We start from the raw sequence: 26,879 nt of genomic DNA on the forward strand, positions 1-26,879 counted from the left end.
GACGCGAGGATTCCTGACAGGTCGCGTCTCGAGATGGGTTGAGGGATGGACAACGAACAGAAGCTCCGGGACTACCTCCGCCGGGCAAGCACGGACCTTCAGCGCACCAAGAGGCGCCTGCAGGACATCGAGGCTGCCGCGGCGGAACCGATCGCCGTGGTCGGCATCGGCTGTCGTTTCCCCGGTGGGGTGCGCGGTCCCGAAGATCTGTGGCGGATGGTCGTCAACGGAGAACACGGCATCCGCTCGTTCCCCGACGACCGCGGCTGGGATCCCGAGATGCTCGCCCTCTCGTCGAGCGACCAGGGCGGTTTCCTCGAGGGCGCGGGCGACTTCGACGCCGACTTCTTCGGCATCTCACCCCGCGAGGCCCTCGGCATGAACCCGCAGCAGCGCGTGCTGCTGGAGGTCACCTGGGAGGCACTGGAACGCGCGGGCATCGACCCGCACGCGCTGAAGGGTTCTTCCACCGCGGTCTTCGCGGGCGCCATGAACCAGGACTACCAGCTCGGCCCCGGCGAGGGCGGCGAGGGCATGGTCCTGCTCGGCTCCTCGAACTCGGTCATCTCGGGCCGCATCTCCTACACCCTCGGCTTCGTCGGCCCGTCCGTCACCCTGGACACGGCCTGCTCTTCTTCTTTGGTGGCAATGCACCTGGCGATGCAGTCGCTGCGCGCCGGTGAGTCCACTCTGGCCCTGGCCGGCGGCGTCACCGTCATGGCGAACCCCGCGACGTTCGTGGAGTTCTCGCGCCAGGGCGGCCTGTCCGCGGACGGCCGCTGCCGCTCGTTCGCCGACGCGGCTGACGGCACGGGTTGGTCCGAAGGCGTCGGCATGCTCGTGCTGGAGCGGTTGTCGGACGCACGCGCGAACGGCCACGAGGTCCTGGCGGTGTTGCGCGGTTCCGCCGTCAACCAGGACGGCGCCTCGAACGGCCTGACCGCCCCGAACGGCCCGTCGCAGCAGCGAGTCATCAAGTCCGCGCTGGTGAACGCCCGCCTGACCAGCGACCAGATCGACGTGGTCGAGGCGCACGGCACCGGCACCGTCCTGGGCGACCCGGTGGAGGCCCAGGCACTGCTGGCCACCTACGGCCGCAACCGCTCTCCTGAACAGCCACTGCTGCTGGGCTCGGTGAAGTCGAACATCAGCCACACCCAGGCCGCGGCGGGCGTGGCCGGCGTGATCAAGATGATCATGGCCATCCGCGCGGGCGTCGTGCCCCAGACCCTGGGCGTCGACGCGCCGTCCACCCACGTGGACTGGGAGGCGGGCGCCGTTCGGCTGGTCACCGCGAACACCCCGTGGCCCGCCACCGGTCAGCCGCGCCGTGCCGCCGTGTCGTCGTTCGGCCTGTCCGGCACCAATGCGCACACGATCATCGAGGAAGCGCCCGCCCCGGAATTGTCAGACCTCCCTGAGATGATTGGGATGGGGGGTGGATTCCCCCAGGGGGCCGGTGAATCCGTATCGATTCCGAACGGGGGCGCCGCGCCTGACCAGGCCGAAGCCCAGCCGGAGCCGAACGCTGGAGCCGTGGCAAGCGCCGGAACTGTGGCGAGCGCTGGAGCCATGCCGACCGCCGTAGCCGTGCCGTTCCTGGTCTCGGGCCGCTCCCGAGAGGCGTTGCGCGCCCAGGCCGAGCGCCTGCTCGCCACAGCCACAGCCACCGCCACCGCCCAGCCACTCGCCTCTGAGCACGCCCTCGACCTCGCCTACTCCCTCGCCACCACCCGCGCGTCCTTCGACCACCGCGCCGCGATCGTCGGAGACCTCCGCACCGGCCTCGAAGCCCTCCTCGACGGCACCCCCGCCCCCGGCCTCATCCAGGGCACCGCCACGCGCTCCAAGCAGGCCTTCCTCTTCACCGGCCAAGGCGCCCAGCGCCTCGGCATGGGCCGCGACCTCCACATCCGCTTCCCGGTCTTCGCGCAAGCCTTCGATGCGGTCCTCGAACACCTGGACCCGGACCTCAAAGCCGTCATCTGGGGCGACGACGAGGAAGCCCTCAACCAGACCAAGAACACCCAGCCCGCGCTGTTCGCCATCGAGGTCGCCCTCTACCGCCTCGCCGAGTCCTGGGGCCTGAAGCCGGACTTCGTAGCCGGCCACTCCATCGGCGAGATCGCCGCCGCCCACATCGCCGGCGTGTTCAGCCTCGAAGACGCGGCCAAGCTTGTCCAGGCCCGCGCGCGGCTCATGCAGAACCTCCCGCCCGGCGGCGTGATGATCGCCCTCCAGGCCACCGAGGACGAGGTCACCCCGCACCTGACCACGAACGTTTCCATCGCCGCGATCAACGGTCCGGCCAGCATCGTCATCGCGGGCACCGAAGCAGAAACCCACGCAGTCGCGAAGCACTTCGAAGACCGCAAGACCAAGCAGCTCAACGTCTCCCACGCGTTCCACTCGCCGCTGATGGAGCCGATGCTCGAAGAGTTCCGGGCGGCAATACGAACCATCACCTTCGCGGCACCGATCATCCCGCTGATCTCCAACGTCACCGGCGAACAGGCCCGCGTCGAGCAGATCACCACGGCCGGCTACTGGGTCTCCCACGTCCGCGAAGCCGTGAGGTTCGCCGACGGCATCAGCTGGCTGAAAAACCACGGCGTCACGCACTTCCTGGAGATCGGCCCCGACGGCGTCCTGTCCGCGCTGGTCGAGGACGGCGCCATCCCGTTGCTGCGCAAGGGCCGCGACGAGATCGAGGCCATCACCACGGCACTGGCCGGTCTGCACGTCCGCGGCACCAAGGTCGACTGGAACGCCTACTTCGCCCGAACGAACGCGAAACGCGTCGACCTGCCGACGTACGCGTTCCAGGCCAAGCGCTACTGGCCCAAGGGCGGTGGCGGCTTCCACGACCCGCGTGCCGCCGGACTCGGTGCCGCCCAACACCCGCTGCTCACCGCCACCGTCTCGTTCGCCGACCAGGACGGCGCGCTGCTCACCGGCCGCCTGACCCGCCAGACCCACCCGTGGCTGGTCGACCACGCCGTGCGCGGCGCGGTCCTGTTGCCCGGCACGGCCTACCTGGAGCTGGCGATCCGCGCCGGTGACGAGGTCGGGTGCGACCGCGTCGAGGAACTGACGCTGACCGCCCCACTGCTCGTCCCCGAACGCGGCGGCGTCCAGGTGCAACTGTGGATCGGCAACGCCGACGCGAACGGCCGCCGCACCGTCAAGATCTACTCGCGCGCCGAGGGCACCGACGACGAACCCTGGACGCAGCACGCGATCGGTGTTCTTGGAGCCCCTGCAAGAGAGCTCTCCTTCGACACGACCGTGTGGCCGCCCGCCGGTGTCACCGCGCTGGACACCGAGGGCTGCTACGAGAACTTCGCCGCGATGGGCTTCGAGTACGGGCCCGTCTTCCAGGGACTGCGACACGCCTGGCGCGGCGAGGACGGCGTCGTCTACGCCGAGGTCGCGCTGCCGGAAGGCGTCGACCCGGCCGGGTTCGGCCTGCACCCGGCACTGCTGGACGCCGCCCTGCACGCCGCGATCATCTCCGGCGAGGGCGAGGCCGGACTGCCGTTCTCGTGGGAGGGCGTGTCGCTGCACGCGACCGGCGCCTCCTCGCTGCGCGTCCGCCTGACCCGTTCCGGCGACAACGCCTACGCCATCGCCGCCGTCGACGGTGCCGGCGCGCCGGTCGCCTCGGTCGACTCCCTGGTAGTGCGGCCGGTCGCGGCGGAGTCCACTGTGGATCGCGACTCGCTGTTCAAGGTCGACTGGGTGCCGGTGACGGTGCCCGCGGCCGATGCGGACGCCGACGTCCTGATCGTTCCCCTGCAAGGGAACGAGGACGTCGTCGCATCGGTCCACGAACTGACGGAGCGCGTTCTCGGCCTTCTGCAGGAAGAGCGCGACGAACGCATCGTGTTCGTGACGAGCAGCTCGGACCTCGCGTCCGCCGCGGTCTGGGGCTTGGTGCGTTCGGCGCAGTCCGAGTCGCCGGGCCGCTTCTCGTTGATCGAGCTGGACGGCACGGACGCCTCCCAGGCAGCTCTCGCCGCGGCCGCCGCATCCGACGAGCCGCAGCTTGCGTTGCGCGACGGCGAGGTCTACGCGCCGCGCCTGGCCCGCGCCGAGATCGAGGAAACGCCGATCGACTGGGGTCGGCAGGTCCTGATCACCGGTGGCACCGGTGGCCTGGGCAAGGTCATCGCGCGGCACCTGATCGCCGAGCACGGCGTCCAGAACCTCCTGCTGGTCAGCCGCCGCGGCACAGGTGACGTGTCGGACCTGGAAGCGTTGGGCGCCAACGTCTCCGTGGTCGCCTGCGACGTCGCGGACGCCGAAGCGCTCGCGGCTCTCGTTGCCGAGCACGAGATTTCGTCCGTCGTGCACAGCGCAGGCGTGCTGGACGACGGCGTGATCTCGTCGCTGACGCCGGAACGCCTGCACGCGGTGCTGCGTCCGAAGGTCGACGCCGCCTGGAACCTGGCGCAGGCGCTGCCTTCAGTACCGCTGGTGCTGTTCTCGTCGCTCGCCGGCACCTGGGGCACGGCCGGTCAGGCGAACTACGCCGCCGGCAACCACTTCCTCGACGCGCTCGCGGAGTACCGCCCGAACACCGTGTCGCTGGCGTGGGGCGCGTGGGCCGTCGAGGGCATGCTGTCCGACACGGACGCCGAACGCATGGCGCGCACCGGAATGCCGCCGCTGACCGTCGAACAGGGCCTCAGCCTGTTCGACCGCGGCGTCGCCTCCTCGGTGCCGGTGCTGGTGCCGGCGCGCCTGGACCTGGCGACGTTGCGGCAGCGCGGCGAGGTGCCGCCGTTGCTGCGCGGCCTGATCCGCGTGCGCAACCGTCGTGCGGCCTCGGGTTCGGAGACCGCGGACACGTTGATCCGCCGCCTGTCGGTGCTGGGCGCGGAGGAACGGTCCGACGCCGTGCTGGAGCTCGTTCGCGGGCAGGTCGCGGCCGTGCTCGGCCACGCCTCCGGTGACGAGATCGAGCCGTCCCGCCAGTTCCAGGACCTGGGCTTCGACTCGCTGACCGCCGTCGAGCTGCGCAACCAGCTGACCGCGGTGACGGGCCTGCGCCTGCCCGCGACGATGGTGTTCGACTACCCGACGCCCGACGCGCTGTCCGCCCACCTGCTGGACGAGCTGTTCGCCGGCGACACGGACGTCGTTGTGCCGGAACAGGTGCGCGCCGCCGACTCGGACGACCCGATCGTGATCGTCGGCATGGGTTGCCGCTACCCGGACGGCATCGGCTCGGCCGACGACCTGTGGCGGATGGTGTCCGAGGGCGGCGACGCCGTGTCGGGCCTGCCGTCGAACCGCGGCTGGGACCTCGAGAACCTCTACCACCCCGACCCCGACCACCCCGGCACGACGTACTCGCGCTCCGGTGGCTTCCTGCACGACGCGGGCGAGTTCGACGCCGGGTTCTTCGGCATGTCGCCCCGCGAGGCGCTCGGCACGGACTCGCAGCAGCGCATCCTGCTCGAGGTCGTGTGGGAGGCGATCGAACACGCCGGGATCGACCCGGTCTCGTTGCGCGGCACGCAGACCGGCGTGTTCGCGGGCGTCATGTACAACGACTACGGCGCACGCCTGGCCGGCGGTGACTTCGAGGGCTTCCAGGGCTCCGGCACCTCACCGTCCATTGTGTCCGGTCGTGTCTCCTACACCCTCGGTCTGGAAGGCCCTGCGGTCACCGTCGACACCGCGTGCTCGTCGTCGCTGGTGGCGATGCACTGGGCGATGCAGGCGCTGCGCGCGGGGGAGTGTTCGCTGGCGCTGGCCGGCGGTGTGACGGTCATGTCGACGCCGACCGCGCTGGTCGAGTTCTCCCGGCAGCGCGGTCTCTCGCCGGACGGCCGCTGCAAGGCGTTCTCCGACTCGGCCGACGGCGTCGGCTGGTCCGAGGGCGCCGGTGTCGTGGTGCTGGAACGCCTTTCCGACGCGGTGCGCAACGGACACCCCGTGCTCGCCGTGATCCGCGGCTCGGCCGTGAACCAGGACGGCGCCTCGAACGGCCTGATGGCCCCGAACGGGCCCGCTCAGCAGCGCGTGATCCGTGCCGCACTGGCGAACGCCGGCCTGGCGACGTCCGATGTGGACGTCGTCGAGGCGCACGGCACCGGCACCACCCTGGGTGACCCGATCGAGGCGCAGGCCCTGCTGGCCACCTACGGCCAGAACCGCACGGAACCCCTGCTGCTCGGCTCGGTGAAGTCGAACATGGGCCACACGCAGGCGGCCGCCGGTGTGGCGGGCGTGATCAAGATGGTGCAGGCGATGCGCCACGGCGTGCTGCCGCAGACTCTCCACGTCACTCAGGCTTCCTCGCACGTCGACTGGACCGAGGGCGCCGTCGAGTTGCTGACCTCGTCGCGTTCGTGGCCCTCCGTGGAACGCCCGCGCCGTGCCGGTGTCTCGTCGTTCGGCATCTCGGGGACCAACGCGCACATCATCATCGAGCAGCCGCCGACCGCTGCAGCCGAGCCGTCTGAGCCGTCCTCGGTCGTCGTGCCGGTGGTGCTGTCCGGTCGCACTCGCCGTGCCGTGCGAGGACAGGCCGCGCGCCTGCGTTCCTACGTCGAGTCGTCTGACGTTTCGTTGCACGACTTGGCTTTCTCGCTGGCGACGACGCGTTCGGCGTTCGAGCAGCGGGCCGCCGTGGTGGCTTCTGATCGCGAGTCGCTGCTGCGGGCGTTGGGTGCGCTGGCGACGGAGCACCCCGACGCCGCCGTGGTCGAGGGCGAGGTCGTGCCGGGCAAGGTGGCGTTCCTGTTCTCCGGACAGGGGTCGCAGCGCCTGGGCATGGGCCGTGAGCTCCACGCCCGCTACCCGGTGTTCGCCGCCGCTCTGGACGAGGTGCTGGACCGGCTTCCCGTTCGTGACGTGATGTGGGGTTCCTCCGAGGAGGACCTGCGTCAGACCGGCAACGCCCAGCTCGCCCTGTTCGCCTTCGAGGTCGCGCTGTTCCGGCTCGTGCGGTCGTGGGGCGTCAAGGTCAACGCCGTCGTCGGGCACTCGATCGGCGAGGTCGCCGCCGCGCACGTCGCCGGTGTGCTGTCGCTGGACGACGCCTGCGCCCTCGTGTCGGCCCGTGCGCGCCTGATGCAGGCGCTTCCGGCCGGCGGCGCGATGGTGGCCCTTCAGGCGACGGAGGCCGAGGTCACGCCGCTGCTGACGGCCGGCGTCTCGATCGCCGCGATCAACAGCCCGGATTCCGTGACGATCGCCGGCGTGGACGACGAGGTTCGTAGGATTGTTGAACAATTCGACGATCGCAAGTCCAAGCGGCTCGACGTCTCGCACGCCTTCCACTCGCCGCTGATGGAGCCGATGCTCGACGAGTTCCGCGCCGTCGTCGAGGGCCTTTCGTTCAACAATCCGACGATCCCCCTGTTCACTGGTGGGATTGCTCAACAATCCAACGACTCGATCGCTCAACAATCCCACACGGAGATTGTTCAACAATCCGACTACTGGGTGCGCCACGTCCGCGAGGCCGTCCGCTTCCACGACGCGGTCGAGGCGGCGCGCGGCGCCGGCGTGACGACGTTCGTGGAGATCGGCCCCGAGGGTGCGCTGTCGGCGCTCGTCGACGGCGCGATCCCGGTGCTGCGCAAGGACCGTTCGGAAGAGGCGTCGGTCGCGTTGGCCCTGGGACGCCTGTACGCGTCGGGCGTGTCCGTGGACTGGAAGACCTTCTTCGGCCCGGCGCAACGGGTGTCGCTGCCGACCTACGCGTTCCAGCACGAGTACTACTGGCCGCTGGGTTCCACCGCTCCGGCCGTGACGGACACGGACGCCGATCCGGCCGACGCGAAGCTGTGGGCGGCCATCGAACGCGGTGACGCCCGCGAACTCGCCGCGCTGCTCCGGCTCGGTGAGGAACAGAGCGCGTCGCTGGACTCCCTGATCCCGGCGCTGTCGTCGTGGCGCGCGGGCAACCAGGAGAAGTCGCTGCTCGACTCGTGGCGCTACCGCGTGCTGTGGGCGCCGGTCCGCGTCACGGGCACACCGGTCCTGTCCGGTCACATCGCCGTCCTGACGACCCCGGCTGTCGACGCCGAGCCGTACCGCGCGGTCCTCGCCGCGCACGGCGCCGAGGTCACGGTCGTCACTTCGATCGACGACGTGCCCGAGTGCGATCTGATCGTGTCGCTGGTGGCGCTGGACGAGTCGCCGTCGGACGTCCTCACGACCGGCCTGGAGCAGTCGATCCTGCTGGTCAAGTCCGTCGGGACGCCGGTCTGGACGGTCACGTCCGGCGCGGTCGCCGCCGAGACCTCCGACGAGGTGCGGTCCGCCGCGCAGGCCGCGGTCTGGGGCTTCGGCCGCGCCGCCGCCCTCGAACTCCCGCAGCGCTGGGCCGGTCTGATCGACATGCCCGCGGCACCCGACGAGAACGCGTTGCGCCGCTTCGTGTCCTGCGTCGCCGGACTCGACGGCGAGGACCAGCTGGCCGTCCGCTCGTCCGGTGTCCTGGGACGCCGGCTCGCACATCGCCCCGTCGACGCACTGCCGTCCGACTACACCGCGCACGGCACCGTGCTGATCACCGGCGGCACCGGTGGCCTGGGCGCCACGACCGCGAAGTGGCTGGCGGAGCGCGGCGTTCAGAACCTCGTGCTCACGTCCCGCCGTGGCATGGACGCCCCCGGCGCCGCCGAACTCAAGGCAGCGCTGGAGGAGCTCGGTCCACGCGTGTCCATTGTGGCCTGTGACGTCGCCGACCGCGACGCGCTGGCCGCCGTCGTCAACGACATCGCGGACCTGTCCGGTGTCGTGCACACCGCCGGCGCCGCGCAGCACGCCCCGCTCGAACTGACCGAACTGCCGGACTTCGCGAACGTGTTGTCCGCCAAGGTTATCGGCGCCGCGAACATCGACGCGCTGGTCGGCGAGGTCGACTTCTTCGTGCTGTTCGGCTCGATCGCCGGCGTGTGGGGCAGTGGCGGCCAAGCCGCATACGGTGCCGCGAACGCCTACTGCGACGCGCTCGCCGAAGCCCGCCGCGCCCGTGGTCTGCGCGCGACGTCGATCGCGTGGGGCCCGTGGGCCGAGGTCGGCATGGCCACGCACGAGGCCATGTCCGACAACCTGGCGCGCCGCGGCCTCACGTTCCTCAAGCCCGACCAGGCCGTCGTGGAACTGAACCGCGCCGTCATGCACGACGACACCTGCGTGACCGTCGTGGACATCAACTGGGACACCTACTTCCCGCTGTTCACCTCGGTCCGCCCGGCGCCGCTGCTCTCCGACCTGCCCGAGGTCAAGGCGCTCGCGGTCGTGGAGGAGGTCAAGCGCGACGACTCGGAGTTCGCGAAGAACCTCCGTTCACTGTCCGAAGAGGACCAGAAGCGCAAGCTCGTCGAACTCGTGCGCGCCGAGGCCGCCGCGACCCTCGGCCACAGCTCGGTCGAAGAGGTGGGGGAGAACCGGGCGTTCCGCGACATCGGGTTCGACTCGCTGACCGCCGTCGAGCTGCGCAAGAAGCTGTCCGACGCCACCGGTCTGCCGTTGCCCGCGACCCTCGTCTTCGACTACCCGACCCCGGTCGTGCTCGCCGAGCACCTGTTGGCCGAACTGCTCGGCTCGGCGGAGGAGGCGCTGACCTACACGGCGAACGTCGACTCGGACGAGCCGATCGCGATCGTCGGCATGAGCTGCCGCTTCCCCGGCGACGCGAACACCCCCGAGGCGTTCTGGGAGATGGTGCTCGCCGGCACCGACGCGATCACGGAGTTCCCGGCGGACCGCGGCTTCGACATGGCGCAGCTGTACGACCCTGACCCGGACCGCCCCGGCACCACCTACACCACCGCCGGCGGCTACCTGCCGGACGCGGGTGACTTCGACCCGGCGTTCTTCGGCATCTCGCCCCGCGAGGCCACCGGCATGGACCCGCAGCAGCGTCTCCTGCTCGAGACCACCTGGGAGGCCGTCGAACGCGCGGGCATCGACCCGGCGGCGTTGCGCGGCAAGAAGGTCGGCGCGTTCATCGGCTCCTCGTACATCGAGTACGGCGGCGGTGACGGCGGCTCTGAGGGCTACCAGGTCACCGGCAGTTCGCCGTCGGTGCTGTCGGGCCGCGTCGCCTACGTGTTCGGCTTCGAAGGCCCGGCCGTCACCGTCGACACCGCCTGTTCTTCCTCTTTGGTGGCAATGCATCTGGCGTGCCAGTCACTCCGCACGGGCGAGTCGGCGTTCGCCGTCGCCGGTGGCGCGACGATCATGCCGAACCCGAAGCCGCTGATCGCGTTCTCCCGCCAGCGCGCCCTGGCGAAGGACGGCCGCTGCAAGTCGTTCTCCGACACCGCGGACGGCATGACCCTGTCCGAGGGCATCGGCATGCTCCTGCTGATGCGCCAGTCCGACGCCCTCGCCGCCGGGCACCGCGTCCTGGCCGTGATCCGCGGTTCGGCCGTGAACCAGGACGGCGCCTCGAACGGCCTGTCCGCCCCGAACGGCCCGTCGCAGCAGCGCGTCATCCTGCAGGCCCTCGCCAACTCCGGCGTGACCACAGCCGACATCGACGCCCTGGACGCGCACGGCACCGGCACGTCCCTGGGCGACCCGATCGAGGCCCAGGCGCTGTTCAACACCTACGGCCGCGACCGCGACGCCGACCGCCCGCTGCTGCTGGGCTCGGTGAAGTCGAACATCGGCCACACCCAGTCCGCGGCGGGCGTCGCGTCCGTCATCAAGATGGTCATGGCGCTGCAGCACGGCGTCCTGCCCCGCACGCTGCACGCCGCCGAGCCGTCCTCGCACGTCGACTGGAGCCCGGGCACCATCTCGCTGCTGCAGGACACCACGGCATGGCCTGAGACCGGACGCGCCCGCCGTTGCGCCGTCTCGTCGTTCGGCATCAGCGGCACGAACGCCCACGTGATCTTGGAGCAGGTGGCGACGGCGCCAGAATTGTCAGACCTGCCTGAGATGATTGGGATGGGGGGTAGTTCCCCCCAGGGGGCCGGCCAATCGGAATCGATTCCGCCAAACGGAGCAGCGCCCCGGCTGACCGGAGCGGCACCGTGGCTCGTGTCGGCCAAGTCCGACTCCGCTCTCCGCGCCCAGCTCGAAGGCATCCGCGCGATCGAAGCCGACCCGTCCGACATCGCCTACAGCCTCAGCCGCCGCCCCCACTTCGACCACCGCGCCGTCCTGATCGACGGCGCCGACACCAGGGGCATCGCCGACCTGGAGCGCAAGGTCGCGTTCATCTTCCCCGGCCAGGGCTCGCAGTGGGTCGGCATGGGCGCGCAACTCCTCGACGAGTCGCCGATCTTCGCCGCCCGCATGGCCGAGTGCGCCGCGGCGCTGCAGCCGCACGTCGACTGGAACCTCCTCGACGTCATCCGCAACGCGGGCAGCCTCGACCGCGTCGACGTCGTCCAGCCCGCGAGCTGGGCGATGATGGTGTCGCTCGCCGAGGTCTGGCAGCACCACGGCGTCACCCCGGACGCCGTCATCGGCCACTCCCAGGGCGAGATCGCCGCCGCGGCGGTCAGCGGCGCCCTCAGCCTCGAAGACGCCGCCAAGGTCGTCGCCCTGCGCAGCCAGGCCATCGGCCGCGTCATGTCGGGCCGCGGCAGCATCGTGTCCATCGGCCTTTCCGCGGCAGAAGTCCAGCCCCACCTCGAGGAATGGGGCGACCGCCTCAGCCTCGCCGCCACCAACGGACCGCACAGCGTCGCCGTCTCTGGCGACCTGGAGGCGCTGGACGCGTTGTGCGGCAAGCTGGTCGAGCAGGGCGTGCGGGTCCGCCGCATCGAGGTCGACTACGCCTCGCACTCGGCCCAGGTCGAGTACATCCGCGAGGACGTCGTCAACGACCTCGCCACCATCACCCCGCTCACCCCGCACACGAAGTTCCTCTCCACGGTCACCGGCGAGTGGAACGACGCGAACACCGACGCCGAGTACTGGTTCACGAACCTCCGCCAGACCGTGCACCTCCACGAGGCCGTCGAGCAGCTGATCGGCACCGGACACCAGGTGTTCGTGGAGGTCAGCTCGCACCCGGTCCTCACGCCGGGCGTCCAGGACGCGCTCGAAGGCAAGCGCGGCGTCGTCACCGGCACGCTGCGCCGCGACATCGGCGGCCTGCACCGCGTCCTGCAGTCACTGGCCGAGGTCTGGGTCCGCGGCTACCCGGTCAAGTGGCACCTCGAAGGCACCCGCGTCGACCTGCCCACCTACCCGTTCCAGCACGAACGCTTCTGGATCGGCCCGCCGCAGCACCCCGTCGCGGCACCCGACTCGGACCCGGCGGACAACGCGTTCTGGCAGGCCGTCGAACAGTCCGACCTCGCCACCCTCACCCAGAGCCTGCACCTCGACGAGGCCACGCTCGCCGCCGTCCTGCCCGCCCTGAACACCTGGCGCCAGAGCAGCCGAGACCAGTCCACAACGGACTCGTGGCGTTACCGCACGACGTGGAAGCCGTTGCGCGGACTCGACAACGGCAAGCTCACCGGCACCACGACCGTCATCACCACCGACGCCATCGACGACACCGACGTGGTCACCGCGCTCGGCGACGTGCAGCGCATCGTCCTGGGCGCCGACGACGACCGCGCCTCGATCGCGGCCAAGCTCGGCGAGAGCGAGACGGACCGCGTCGTCTCGTTGCTGCCCACCGACGAACGCCCCGGAACCCTCGGCCTGCCAACAGGTCTGCTGCTGACCGTCCACCTGATCAACGCCCTCGGCGACGCCGGCGTCAACGCGCCGGTCTGGAACATCTCCCGCAACGCCCTCTCCACCGGCCGCGCGGACACCGTCGACCACCCGGCGCAGGTGCAGGCGATCGGCATCGGCTGGACCGCCGCACTGGAGCACCCGCAACGCTGGGGCGGCTCCCTCGACCTGCCGGAACAGCTCGACCAGCGCGCGGCGCAACGGTTCGTCTCGGCACTGGTCAACGCCGGCGACGAGGACCAGCTCGCGATCCGCGCGTCCGGCACGCTCGCCCGCCGCGTCGTCCGCGCCCCGTCGAGGCCGGCCGAGAGCGACTGGACCCCGCGCGGCACCACGATCATCACCGGCGGCACCGGAACGCTCGGCCCGCACGTCGCGAGGTTCTTCGCGCACAAGGGCGCCGAGCACCTGGTGCTGACCAGCCGCCGCGGCCTCGATGCTCCCGGCGCCCGCGAACTCGTCGCGGAACTGGAAGAACTCGGCACCCCCACCACGGTCGTCTCCTGCGACATCGCGAAGCGCGACGACGTCGAACGCATGCTGAACGACCTGCGCGCGGAAGGCCGCGAGATCCGCTCGGTCGTCCACACCGCCGCGGTGATCGGCCTGCACTCGATCGATGGGTCCACTGTGGAGGGTCTGAGCGAGATCCTCGCCGCCAAGGTCGACGGCGCCGCCCACCTGGACGCGCTGCTGACCGAGGACCTCGACGCGTTCGTGCTGTTCTCGTCCATCTCCGGCATGTGGGGCTCGGGCAACCACGCGTCCTATGTGGCTGGTAACGCCTACCTGAACTCGTTGGCCGCCAACCGTCGTGCGCGCGGCCTGCGCTGCACCTCGGTCTCGTGGGGCATCTGGTCCGACGACATCGGCCTCGGCCGCGTCGACACCGACCAGATCCGCCGCAGCGGCCTGGAGTTCATGAAGGCACGCCTGGCACTCGCCGGCCTGCAGCGCGCGATCGAGGACGACGAGACCGAGATCGCCATCGCGAACATCGCGTGGGACCGCTACCACCCGGTCTTCACGGCGATGCGCCCGAGCACGCTCTTCGAGGAGCTGCCGGAGGTTCGTGCGCTCGCCGTCGCCGCCGAGCAGGCCACCAACTCCGACAGCGACCTCGCGGCCAAGCTCAGGACCCTGCCGCCCGCCGAACGCGAGCAGCAGCTGCTGGAACTCGTCCGTGCCGAAGCCGCGTCCGTGCTGGGCATGACCTCGACCGACGCGCTGACCGAGCACCGGGCGTTCCGCGAGGTCGGCTTCGACTCGATCACCGCCGTCGACCTGCGCAACAAGCTGGCCGCCGCAACGGGTCTGACCCTGCCGACGACGATGGTGTTCGACCACCCGAGCCCTCTCGCGCTGACCGAGTTCCTGCTCGGCGAACTCCTCGGCGCCGACACCCCGTCGACCGCCCCGGTGATCGCCTCCGCCGCGTCCGACGAGCCGATCGCGATCATCGGCATGGCCTGCCGCTACCCCGGAGGCGTTGCCACACCGGAAGACCTGTGGAACGTCGTGATGAACGGCGTCGACGCGATCTCCGGCTTCCCCGCCGACCGGGGCTGGGACGGCGACGCCCTCTACAACCCCGACCCGGACGCCCCCGGCGGCGCCTACTCGGTGCAGGGCGGCTTCCTGCACGACGTCGCGAACTTCGACCCCGGCTTCTTCGGCATCAGCCCGCGCGAGGCCCTGTCGATGGATCCGCAGCAACGCCTCCTGCTCGAAACCGCCTGGGAGTCCATCGAACGAGCCGGCATCGACCCGCAGTCGCTCAAGGGAACCCTGACCGGCGCGTTCATCGGCGCCTCCTACCAGGACTACTCGGCGGGCGGCTCCGACCAGCCCGGCGACGAGGGCCACATGATCACCGGCACGCTCTCCAGCGTGCTGTCGGGCCGCGTCTCCTACCTGTTCGGCCTCGAAGGCCCGGCCGTCACCCTCGACACGGCCTGCTCGTCGTCTCTGGTCGCGCTGCACCTGGCCTGCCAGTCACTGCGCGACGGCGAATCGTCTCTGGCGCTGGCAGGCGGAGTCTCGGTCATGGCGACCCCCGGCGCGTTCGTCGGCTTCTCCAGGCAGCGCGCGCTCGCCCGCGACGGTCGTTGCAAGGCCTACTCCGACGCCGCCGACGGCATGACCCTCGCCGAGGGCGTGGGCCTGGTGCTGCTGGAACGCGTGTCCGACGCGGTCCGCAACGGCCACCGCATCCTCGCGGTCGTGCGTGGCTCCGCGGTCAACCAGGACGGCGCCTCCAACGGCCTCACCGCCCCGAACGGCCCGTCACAGCAACGAGTCATCCGCCAGGCCCTGGCCAACGCGCGCCTCGAACCGTCCGAAGTGGACGCCGTCGACGGCCACGGCACCGGCACCGCACTGGGCGACCCGATCGAGGCCCAGGCCCTGCTCGCCACCTACGGCCAGAACCGCGCGCAACCACTGCTGCTCGGCTCCATGAAGTCGAACATCGGCCACACCCAGATGGCCTCGGGCGTCGCGTCCATCATCAAGATGGTGCTCGCGCTGCGGGCAGGCGTGCTGCCCCGAACCCTCCACGTCGACCAGCCCTCGACGAAGGTCGACTGGTCCTCGGGCTCCATCAAGCTCCTCGCCACCGAGGAGTCGTGGCCGCAGACCGGCCACCCGAAGCGCGCCGGCGTCTCGTCGTTCGGCCTTTCCGGCACGAACGCCCACGTGGTGCTCGAAGAAGCCCCAGCCCAGGCTGGTCAGCAGGAATTGTCAGACCTGCCTGAGATGATTGGGATGGGGGGTAGTTCCCCCCAGGGGGCCGGCCAATCGGAATCGATTCCGCCGAACGGAGCAGTGCCCGTCCTGCTGTCGGCGCGCGCGGACGAGGCGCTCAAGCAGGTCGCCGGCCGCCTCATCGACGTGGGCGCGGGCCTCGGAGATCTGGCCGCCTCGCTCGCCACCAAGCGGTCCACGTTCGAACGGCGCGCCGTCGTCATCGCGAGCGACCGCGACGAACTGGTGCGCGGCCTCACGGCGTTGCGCGACGACCAGCCGTCCAGCGCGGTCGTGCGCGGGCAGGCCACGCGCGGCCGCACCGCGTTCCTGTTCACCGGCCAGGGCTCGCAGCGTCTCGGCATGGGCCGTGAGCTGTACGAGCGCTACCCGGTGTTCGCCGACGCTCTCGACGCCGTCTGCGCCTACCTCGACGCGGACCTCGACCGGCCGCTGCGCGACGTCATGTGGGGCGAGGACGAGGCCGAGCTCGACCAGACCGGCTACGCCCAGCCCGCGATCTTCGCGGTCGAGGTCGCCCTCTACCGGCTCGTCGAGTCGTGGGGTGTCACGCCGGACTACCTGGCCGGCCACTCCATCGGCGAGATCGCCGCCGCGCACGTCGCGGGTGTCCTCAGCCTGGACGACGCGTGCGCGCTGATCTCCGCCCGTGCCCGTCTCATGCAGGCGTTGCCGACCGGTGGCGCGATGATCGCCGTCCAGGCGGCGGAAAGCGACATCACGCCGCTGCTCACCGAGCGCGTCTCGATCGCCGCCGTCAACGGGCCGACCAGCATCGTGATCGCCGGCGACGAGGCCGAAGCCGAGGCGATCGCGGGCCGGTTCGAGAAGACCAAGCGGCTCAAGGTCAGCCACGCGTTCCACTCGCCGCTGATGGAGCCGATGCTCGACGGGTTCCGCGCCGTCGTCGACGGGCTTTCGTTCAACAATCCGACGATCCCGTTGTTGACTGGTGGGATTGTTCAACAATCCGACCATTGGGTCCGGCACGTCCGCGACGCCGTCCGGTTCGCCGACGTCGTCACGCAGCTCGAAACCAAGGGCGTGCGGGCGTTCCTGGAACTCGGCCCGGACGGCGTGCTGACCGGCATGGCGCAGGAGTCGCTCACCGAAGAGGCGGTGCTGGTTCCCGCTCTGCGCCGCGACCGCGACGAGGTCGCCACGCTGCTGACCGCACTCGCGGGCCTGCACGTGCGCGGCACCACCGTCGACTGGTCCGCGTACTTCGCGGGCGCCACAGCCGAGGTCGAGCTGCCGACGTATCCGTTCCAGCACCAGCGTTTCTGGCCGGAGCCCGTCACCGCGACACAAGCCACCGACGGAGACTTCGTCGACGACGACTTCTGGGCCGCCGTCGAACGCGAGGACTTCACCGCGCTGGCGCAGTGGCGTTCGCGCAAACAGAGGTCCACTGTGGACTCGTGGCGCTACGCGGTCACCTGGAAGCCGATCACGACGTCCACGACCCTCACCGGTCCGTGGCTGGTCCTCACCGACCACGACGCGTCCGAGCTGATCGAGGCACTGGGCGTCGAGACCGTCACAGTCAACGTCACCACGCGAACAGAACTCGCCGAACAGGCCCGCGGCGACTACGCCGGCGTGCTGTCGCTGCTCGCGATCAACGCCGAAGCCGAGGACGCGCTGGTCCGCACCTCCGTTGTCGTGCAAGCACTCGGCGACGCCGGACAGGACGCCCCGCTGTGGGTGGCGACGCGCGGCGCGGTGTCGGTCGGCGGCGGCGAGCAGATCGCGAACCCCGACAGCGCGACGGTCTGGGGCCTTGGCCGCGTCATCGCGCTGGAGCACCCGACGCGCTGGGGCGGCCTGATCGACCTGCCCGCACAGCTCGACTGGAACACCGCGCGCCGCATCCCCGGCGTGCTGGCCGGCACGGGCGAGGACCAGGTCGCCGTGCGGCCGTCCGGCGTCTACGGCCGCCGCCTCATCCACAGCACCCCGAGCGCGCTGCACCGCGACTACCGGCCGGGCCGCGTGCTCGTCACCGGCGGTACGGGCGCGATCGGCAAGCAGGTCGCGCAGTGGCTGCTCGACCACGACGCCGAACAGGTCGTCCTCGTCAGCCGCACCGGAACCGCGGACTTCGACGACCCGCGCGTGATCGTCAAGGCCTGCGACGTCGCCGACCGCGACGCACTGGCGGCACTCCTCGCCGAGCACCCGGTCACGTCGGTCTTCCACGCGGCGGGAGTCGTCGAGGACGGCCTCGTCGAGTCGATGGACGCCACGTCGTTCACGAACCTGTTGCGCGCCAAGGTCCACGCGACCCGCAACCTGCACGAGCTCACCGAGAACCTCGACGCGTTCGTGCTCTTCGCGTCGACCGCGGGCGTCATCGGCGGCGCGGGCCAGGGCAACTACGCCGCGGCCAACGCCTTCCTCGACACCTTCGCCGAACACCGCCGCCTGCAAGGACTTCCGGCCACCTCGGTGGCGTGGGGACCGTGGGGCGGAGCCGGCATGGCGGTCGCGGGCGGCGTCGCGGAACGTCTGAAGCGCGGCGGATTCACGCCGATGGAGCCCGCACTCGCGTTGCAGGCACTCCAGCAGGCCATCGAACACGGCGACGCGTCCGTGCTGGTCGCCGAGATCGACTGGGAACGGTTCCTGCCCGCGCTCGCCGGTCTGCGTCCGGCACCGCTGGTCGGCGACCTGCCCGAGGTCAAACGCTTCCACACCACGGAAAAGGTCGTCGAGAACGAGCAGCCGCAGTTCCGCAAGGCGTTGGCGGGCCTGTCGAAGGCCGAACGCAACCGCACCGTGCTGGACCTGGTGCGCGGCCAGATCGCCGCGGTTCTGGGCCACGGCAACGCTTCCGACGTCGACCCGGACCGCGCGTTCCTCGACCTCGGCTTCGATTCCCTGACGACGCTGGAACTCCGCAACCGCCTCCAGGTCGCGACCGAGCTGACGTTGCCCGCGTCACTGCTCTACGACTATCCAACTCCCTACGACCTGGCGGACTTCCTGCTGGGCGAGGTCGGCGACGTTCCCGCCGAGGTGATCACGCGGCGGGTCGACGACGACCCGATCGCGATCGTCGGCATCGGCTGCCGCTTCCCCGGCGGCGTGACGTCCCCGGAAGCGTTCTGGGACCTGGTTTCCTCCGGCGGCGACGGCATCAGCTCGTTCCCGTCCGATCGCGGCTGGGACCTGGCCGCGCTGGGAGCCGGTGCGTCGGCGTCGCTGGAAGCCGGTTTCCTGAACGGGGTCGCGGACTTCGACGCGCACTTCTTCGGCATCTCGCCGCGGGAGGCGCTCGCGATGGACCCGCAGCAACGTCTGGTGCTGGAAACCGCCTGGGAAGCGCTGGAACGGACCGGCATCGACCCGCTGTCGTTGAAGGGCAGCGCGACCGGCGTGTTCGTCGGCACCAACGGCCAGGACTACGAGAACGTCCTGCGCCGCTCGCTCGACCCGGACATCCAGGGTTACCTCGCCACCGGCAACACGGCGTCGGTGATGTCCGGCCGCCTGTCCTACGTCCTCGGACTCGAAGGACCGGCCGTCACCATCGACACGGCCTGCTCGTCGTCGTTGGTCGCCATGCACTGGGCGATGCGCGCGCTCCGCTCCGGTGAGTGCTCTCTCGCGCTCGCCGGCGGTGTCAGCGTCATGTCGAGCCCCGACTCGTTCGTCGAGTTCACCACCCAGGGCGGACTCGCCCCGGACGGCCGCTGCAAGGCCTTCGCCGACGGCGCCGACGGCACGGCGTGGTCCGAGGGCGCGGGCATCCTCGTGCTGGAACGCCTGTCCGACGCCATCGCCGCTGGTCACGAGGTACTGGCCATCGTGCGCGGCTCGGCCGTCAACTCCGACGGCGCCTCCAACGGCCTCACCGCCCCGAACGGCCCCTCGCAGCAGCGCGTCATCCGTCGCGCTCTCGCGGACGCCGGTCTGTCCGTGAGCGACATCGACGCCGTGGAAGCGCACGGCACCGGCACGACGCTGGGCGACCCGATCGAGGCGCAGGCGCTCCTCGCGACGTTCGCCGACCGCTCCGAGCCGCTCTACCTGGGCTCGGTGAAGTCGAACATCGGCCACTCGCAGGCGGCGGCGGGCGTCGCGGGCGTCATCAAGATGGTCGAGGCGATGCGCCACGGCGTGCTGCCCCGGACGCTCCACGTCGACGCGCCGACCTCACACGTCGACTGGACGTCCGGCCCGGTCTCGCTGCTCACGGAGAACACGGCCTGGCCTGCCGCCGGCCGCCCGCGCCGCGCCGGCATCTCGGCGTTCGGCCTGTCCGGGACGAACGCGCACGTGATCCTCGAAGGCGCAACCCCGAGTCCCGCTTCTGTGGACAACTCGGCGCCTGTGGACAACTCGGCAGTTGTCGATCTTGCGGCCCCGGAGTCGCCGACCTCCCGTGCGACGATTGGAGTGGGGACTTCGCGTCCCCCCAAGGGGGCCCCCGTCGTTGTTTCGGCGAAGTCCTCCGCTGCGCTGCGCGCGCAGATCGGCCTGCTCCGCGGGGTCGAGGCCGATGAGCTCGACCTGGCGTTCTCGGCGGCGACGACGCGTGCGCAGTTCGCGCACCGTGCGTTGCTGATCGACGGTGTCGAAGTCACGAGCGGTGTGGCGCGCAAGGCGGGCACGACGGCGTTCCTGTTCACCGGCCAGGGCTCGCAGCGCCTCGGCATGGGGCGTGAGCTCTACGCGCGGTTCGACACGTTCCGGCAGGCCCTCGACGAGGTGCTCGCACACCTCGACCCCAACCTCAGGAACGTCATCTGGGGCGAGGACGAGGAGCAGCTCGACCAGACCGGCACCACGCAGCCCGCGCTGTTCGCGATCGAGGTCGCACTCGCCCGGCTCGTGCAGAGCCTCGGCGTTCTGCCCGACCACGTCGCCGGCCACTCCATCGGCGAGATCGCGGCAGCGCACATCGCCGGCGTGCTGACCCTCGAAGACGCCGCGAAGCTCGTCACCGCCCGCGCCGCGCTCATGCAGGCGCTCCCGGCCGGCGGCGCGATGGTCTCGATCCTCGCCACCGAAGCCGAGGTCCGCAAGCAACTCGGCAAGTCGAAGAAGGTGTCGATCGCCGCGGTCAACGGCCCGAACAGCATCGTCATCGCCGGCGACAGGGCCCAGGTCCAGAAGATCGCCAAGAAGTTCGAGAAGACCAAGCAGCTCACCGTCAGTCACGCGTTCCACTCGCCGCTGATGGACCCGGTGCTGGACGACTTCCGCGCGGCGATCACAGGCATCACGTTCACCCCGCCGCGCATCCCGATGGCCGCCACCGGCGACGTCACGACCGTCGACTACTGGGTGAACCACGTCCGCGACACGGTCCGCTTCCACGACAACGTCCAGAGCCTGAAGGCAGTCGACACGTTCGTCGAGATCGGCCCGGACGGCGTGCTCGCCGCGATGGTCGACGGAGCCGTTGCCACGCAACGCAAGGACCGCGACGAGCTCAGCGCGTTCGCACTCGCCCTCGGCACGCTGCACGTCCGTGGCGCCGAAGTCGACTGGTCGCAGTACTTCGCGGGCACCAACGCGAAACGCGTCCCGCTGCCCACCTACGCGTTCCAGCGCGAACGCTTCTGGCCCACCACGACGCCGAAGTCCGTCACCGACGACTGGCTGTACGAGGTCGTGTGGGAGCAGCACCAGGTCAGGACCACGACCGACGGCACCTGGCTCGCCATCGGTGACACCACGGGATTCGCGGGCGACACCGTCACGGACCTCGTGCCCGGCGACTACGCCGGCGTGATCGCGACGGGCGGCACCAGCCCGTTCGAGATCCTGAACACCCTGGCCGAGAACAACATCACGGCCCCGCTGTGGTGTGTCAGCGACGAACCCGCTGTCTGGGGCGAAGGCCGCGTCGCCGCGCTGGAACAGCCGGAACGCTGGGGCGGCCTGATCCGCGTCGAGACCGACACGTGGGGGATTCCGTTGCAGGAGCAGGAAGCCGCCTTCCACGCCGAAGGCGCGTTCGTGCCACGACTGCGCCGCATCGAGGCCACCACCCCGTGGACTCCGGCCGGCAAGATCCTGCTCGTCGGCGCGGAAGGTCCGATGGGCGAGCAGCTCAGGGCGTTGGACAACACCACCGACACCCTGACCGACGACGTCACCGCGGTGATCCACCTCGGCGGCGCAGACTCACTGAAGCAGCTCGACGAGCAGCTGGGTGACCGTGACCTGGAAGCGTTCGTGGTCTTCGGTTCCGTCGCCGGGACCTGGGGTTTCCGCGGCCAGGCCCAGCAGGCCGCCCACAGCGCGATCGTCGAGGACTTCGCGCGACAGCGGAAAGCCCGTGGCCTCAAGGCGACCTCCATCGCGTACTCGCCGTGGGAGGGCACGACCGACCAGAGCATGACCGCGCACCTGCGGATGAGCGGCATCCCGGTCCTCGAGGCCCCGAACGCCATCGCGGCACTGCACAGCGCCGTCGCGAGTGGACGGACGAACGTCGTCGTCGCGAACGTCGACTGGATCACGTTCCAGCAGCCCAACAAGCTGTTCAGCGGGTTCGCGCAGGAGAAGGCGGTCGTCGAGCCGGTTCTCAAGCAGGTGATCGAACGGCTGCCCGAGTACGAACGGCACGGCACGCTGCTGACCCTCGTCCGCGAGAAGGCGGCGCTGGTCCTCGGCCACAACGGAACCGACGCGATCGAACCGGACGTGCCGTTCCGCGACCTCGGTTTCGACTCGCTCACCGCCGTCGACCTGCGCAACCAGATCCAGACCGAGTCCGGCCTGCAGCTCAGCGCCGCGCTGGTGTTCGACCACCCGACGCCGAACGAGCTCGCCGAGCACCTGCTCACCGAACTCCTCGGCGGCGCGGACGAGATCGAGTTCGTCACCAGGACCGTGACCGACGACCCGATCGCCATCGTCGGCATGGCCTGCCGCTACCCCGGTGACGTGAGGTCGCCGGAAGACCTGTGGACGCTGCTGCTCGACGGCGGCGACGCGATCGGGGAGTTCCCCGCCGACCGCGGCTGGGACCTCCCCACCCTCTACAGTGGACTGAGCGTCACCCGCAGCGGCGGTTTCCTCTACGACGTGCCGAACTTCGACCCGGACTTCTTCTCGATCTCGCCGCGTGAGGCGATGGTCATGGACCCGCAGCAGCGCATCGTGCTCGAGACCGCCTGGGAGGCACTGGAACGGGCGGGCGTCGACCCGGCCACGATCCGCGGCAGCGTCACCGGTGTGTTCGTCGGTGGTGGCAGCGGCGAGTACCGGCCGTCGGCAGAGGAGACCGGCCTGGAGTGGCAGACCGCGCAGTCCGCGTCGCTGCTGTCCGGCCGCCTCGCCTACACGTTCGGCCTGCAGGGACCGACGGTCTCGGTCGACACCGCGTGCTCGTCGTCGCTGGTCTCGCTGCACCTCGCGGCCCAGGCGCTGCGCACCGGTGAGTGCGAGATGGCGCTGGCCGGCGGTGTGTGCGTGATGTCGACGCCGGTCGGGTTCATCGAGTTCAGCGCTCAGGGCGCGCTGTCGGAGGACGGCCGCTGCAAGGCGTTCTCCGACGACGCCGACGGCACGGGCTGGGCCGAAGGTGTCGGCATGCTGGTGCTGGAGCGGCTGTCGGACGCTCAGCGCAACGGCCACGAGGTGCTCGCGGTCGTGCGCGGCTCGGCGATCAACTCCGACGGCGCGTCGAACGGCCTGACCGCCCCGTCCGGACCGGCCCAGCAACGGGTCATCCGGCAGGCGCTGGCGGCGTCCGGGCTGCGTCCGTCCGATGTGGACGCCGTCGAGGCGCACGGCACCGGCACGAAGCTCGGCGACCCGATCGAGGCGCAGGCGCTGATCGGAGTCTACGGGCAGGACCGGCAGGCGCCGCTGCTGCTGGGCGCGGTCAAGTCGAACATCGGCCACACCCAGGCGGCGTCCGGTGTGGCGGGCGTGATCAAGATGGTGATGGCGATGCGGGCGGGCGAACTGCCTCGCACCCTGCACGCCGAGACGCCGTCCTCACACGTCGACTGGACCGCCGGCGCGGTGCGGCTGCTGCAGGAACGCACGGCGTGGCCCACCGTTGACCGCGCACGGCGCGCCGCCGTGTCATCCTTCGGGGCGAGCGGCACCAACGCACACGTGATCTTGGAAGCGCCGGGAGCGTCGGGGATCCCCCCAATTTCCAGCGTACCGGATGAAAGTGCTGGTCAAGGGGCCGCTGGGCGATCTGTGGATAACTTCGACGTGCTGCCGGTGCTGGTGTCCGGACGGACGCCGTCGGCCCTGCGCGACCAGGCCGCGCGCCTGCTCGACGTCGACGCCGGCCTGCTCGACATCGCCCGCTCGGCGGCCACCACGCGCGCCTCGTTCGATCAGCGCGCGGTCGTGCTGGCGAGCAGCCGCGAGGACCTGACCGGCGCGCTGGCCGCGCTGGCGTCCGACGTCCGCAACCCCCTGGTCGTCCGCGACGAGGTGGCGCGCTCCGGCAAAGTCGCGTTCCTGTTCTCCGGGCAGGGTTCGCAGCGCCTCGGCATGGGCCGGGACCTGCACGCCAGGTTCCCGGTGTTCGCGGCCGTGTTCGACGAGGTCCTGAGCCATCTCGACCCCGGTCTGAAGGACGTCGTCTGGGGCGAGGACCAGGACGCGCTCAACCTCACCGGCACCACGCAGCCCGCGTTGTTCGCCATCGAGGTCGCGCTGTTCCGCCTCGCCGAGTCGTGGGGTCTCAAGCCGGACTTCCTGGCGGGCCACTCGATCGGCGAGATCGCGGCCGCGCACGCCGCCGGGGTGCTCAGCCTCGAGGACGCGGCGAAGCTCGTGACCGTGCGGTCGGCGTTGATGCAGGCGCTGCCCGAGGGTGGCGCGATGGTCGCGGTGCAGGCCAGTGAGGACGTCGTGCTGCCGCACCTCACCGACGGCGTGGTGATCGCGGCGGTCAACGGCCCCGAGTCGGTCGTGATCGCCGGACCGGAAGACACCGTCGTCGCGATCGCGGAACGCTGGAAGGCCAAGCGTTTGCGTGTCTCGCACGCCTTCCACTCGCCGCTGATGGACCCGATGCTGGACGAGTTCCGGTCCACTGTGGAGTCGCTGACGTTCCAGCAGCCGCGGATCCCCGTGGTGGCGGAGGGCGATGTGACCGACCCCGAGTACTGGGTGCGGCACGTGCGGGAAGCGGTGCGGTTCGCGGACAACGTCCAAACCCTTCGCGAACGCGGCGTCACCACGTTCGTCGAGCTCGGCCCGGACGCCACGTTGGCCGGTCTGGTCGAGGGGATTCCGCTGCTGCGCAAGGACCGCGGCGAGGAGCAGTCGATCGTCGGCGCGCTCGCCCGCCTGCACACCCGCGGCGTGAAGGTCGACTGGGCCGGGTTCTTCGGGGCCGGCGAGAAGATCACGCTGCCGACCTACGCGTTCCAGCACCAGCGGTTCTGGCCGTCGACCATGGCCAGTTCCGCGAAGCCCGCCGCGCCCGCCAGCGACGACACGGCGTTTTGGGCCGCGGTCGAGGGCGAGGACTTCGGGTCGCTGCAGAACGTCCTGAGCGTCGACACCGACGCGTTGTCGCAGGTCCTGCCCGCGTTGCTCGACTGGCGCAAGCAGCGCACGGACCACGCGCTCGTCGACAGCTGGCGGCACCGGATCACCTGGAAGCCGTTGGACACCACCAGGTCCGGTGAGCTGACCGGCACGTGGCTCGCGGTGACAGCAGGCCAGGACGACTGGAGCGACGCGGTCATCGACTCGCTCGGCGTGAGTGTCGTGCGAATCGACGTCACGGCCCCGGATCGCGAGGCCATCGCGGACGAACTGCGCTCGCTCGGCACGACGTTCACCGGAGTGCTGTCGTTGCTCGGACGCGCGGACGCCGGTGAGGGCAGCGCGCCCGCCGGGGTGCTGCTGACCGCCGCGTTGATCCAGGCACTCGGCGACGCGGGCATCAACGCACCGCTGTGGTGCGCGACCCGCGACGGAGCCGCCGTCAACGGAACGGCTCTCGAAGACCTGACGCAGGCCGCGATCCACGGCCTCGGCCGGGTCGTCACGCTGGAACACCCCGAACGCTGGGGCGGCCTGATCGACCTGCCCTCCGTCGTCGACGACAGGGTCGCGAACGGGCTCACGTCCGTCCTTTCCGGACTCGACGGAGAGGACCAGGTCGCGGTGCGGGCCAACGGGTTGTTCGGCCGGCGGCTGGTCGCCGCACCGGCACCTGTGCCGGCACAGGAGTGGCAGCCGCGCGGCACGGTCCTGATCACCGGCGGTACCGGTGCGCTCGGCGGCCACGTCGCCCGGATGCTCGCGCGGAACGGCGCCGAGCACCTGGTTCTGGTCAGCCGCAGCGGGGTGAACGCGCCTGGGGCGGACGAGTTGCGCTCGGAACTCGTCGGCCTGGGCGTCGACGTCACGATCGCCGCGTGTGACGTGGCCGACCGGAAGTCTTTGCAGGCGGTGCTTTCCGCGCTCCCGCATCCGTTGACGGGCGTCGTGCACACCGCCGGCATCATCGACGACGGCGTGCTGGACAAGATGACGCCGGAACGGTTCGAGGCGGTGTTCCGCAGCAAGGTCACCTCGGCACTGCTGCTGGACGAGCTCACCGAGAACCTCGACGCTTTCGTGCTGTTCTCCTCCGCGTCGTCGTCGGTCGGCAGCCCCGGCCAGTCGAACTACGCGGCGGCCAACGCGATGCTCGACGCGCTGGCGGATCGCCGGCGGGGCCAGGGACTCGCGGCGACGTCGATCGCGTGGGGTGCGTGGGGTGGCGGCGGCATGGCCGACACCGAGGACGCGCTGGCCAACGCCAAACGGGCCGGTATCGCCTCGATGGACCCGGTACTGGCGTGTGTCGCTTTGCGGCAGCTCGTCGGCGAGGGTCTGGCCACGGCGGTCGTGGCGGCGGTCGACAAGGGCAGGTTCTCCGGTGGGTTCAGGCCGAACCCGCTGCTGCGCGAGCTGGCCACCGAAACCGCCGTCGAGGCCCCGGTCGCGGAGGGCGCGTTCCGGGAGAAGCTGCTGGCGCTGCCCGCGACGAAGCGGTTCGACGAGGTGCTGGAACTGGTGCGGACGCGTGCGGCGGAGGTGCTCGGACAGGCCGACGTCGATGCCGTGCGCCCCGATCGGCCGTTCCGCGACCTCGGGTTCGACTCTCTCGCGGTGGTGGAGCTGCGCAACCAGCTCAACGCCGCCACGGGCCTGGCCCTGGCGTCCACGCTGGTGTTCGACCACCCGTCACCGGAGGAACTCGCGACGCACGTGCTGACCGAGCTGATCCCGGACGCAGCCGCGGTCGACACGGAGGAGTCGGAGATCCGCAGCCTGCTGGCACGGGTGCCGCTCACCCAGTTGCGCGAGATCGGCGTGCTGGAGCCGTTGATGCAGCTCATCGGCAAGGGAACGGCTCAGACGGACGAGGACATCGACGAGATGAGCGTCGACGACCTCATTCAGGCCGCGCTGGACGGCCACACCGACTGATC

General features: G+C 70.7%; 1 protein-coding gene. It reads left to right on the forward strand.

Annotated elements, in window-relative coordinates:
* The first annotated feature begins 45 nt into the window (after window positions 1-45).
* Entirely contained in the window at window positions 46-26,877 is a 26,832-nt protein-coding gene (locus tag ACIQF0_RS03410; protein ID WP_401023957.1) for a type I polyketide synthase, read from the forward strand.
* The last annotated feature ends 2 nt before the right edge of the window (window positions 26,878-26,879 follow it).

The sequence above is a fragment of the Lentzea sp. NPDC092896 genome (genome assembly GCF_044754905.1).
GTDB lineage: Bacteria > Actinomycetota > Actinomycetes > Mycobacteriales > Pseudonocardiaceae > Lentzea.

Coding starts and splice junctions, on each gene's coding strand:
- ACIQF0_RS03410 (WP_401023957.1), top strand. CDS start 46: ATGGACAACGAACAGAAGCTCCGGGACTACCTCCGCCGGGCAAGCACG.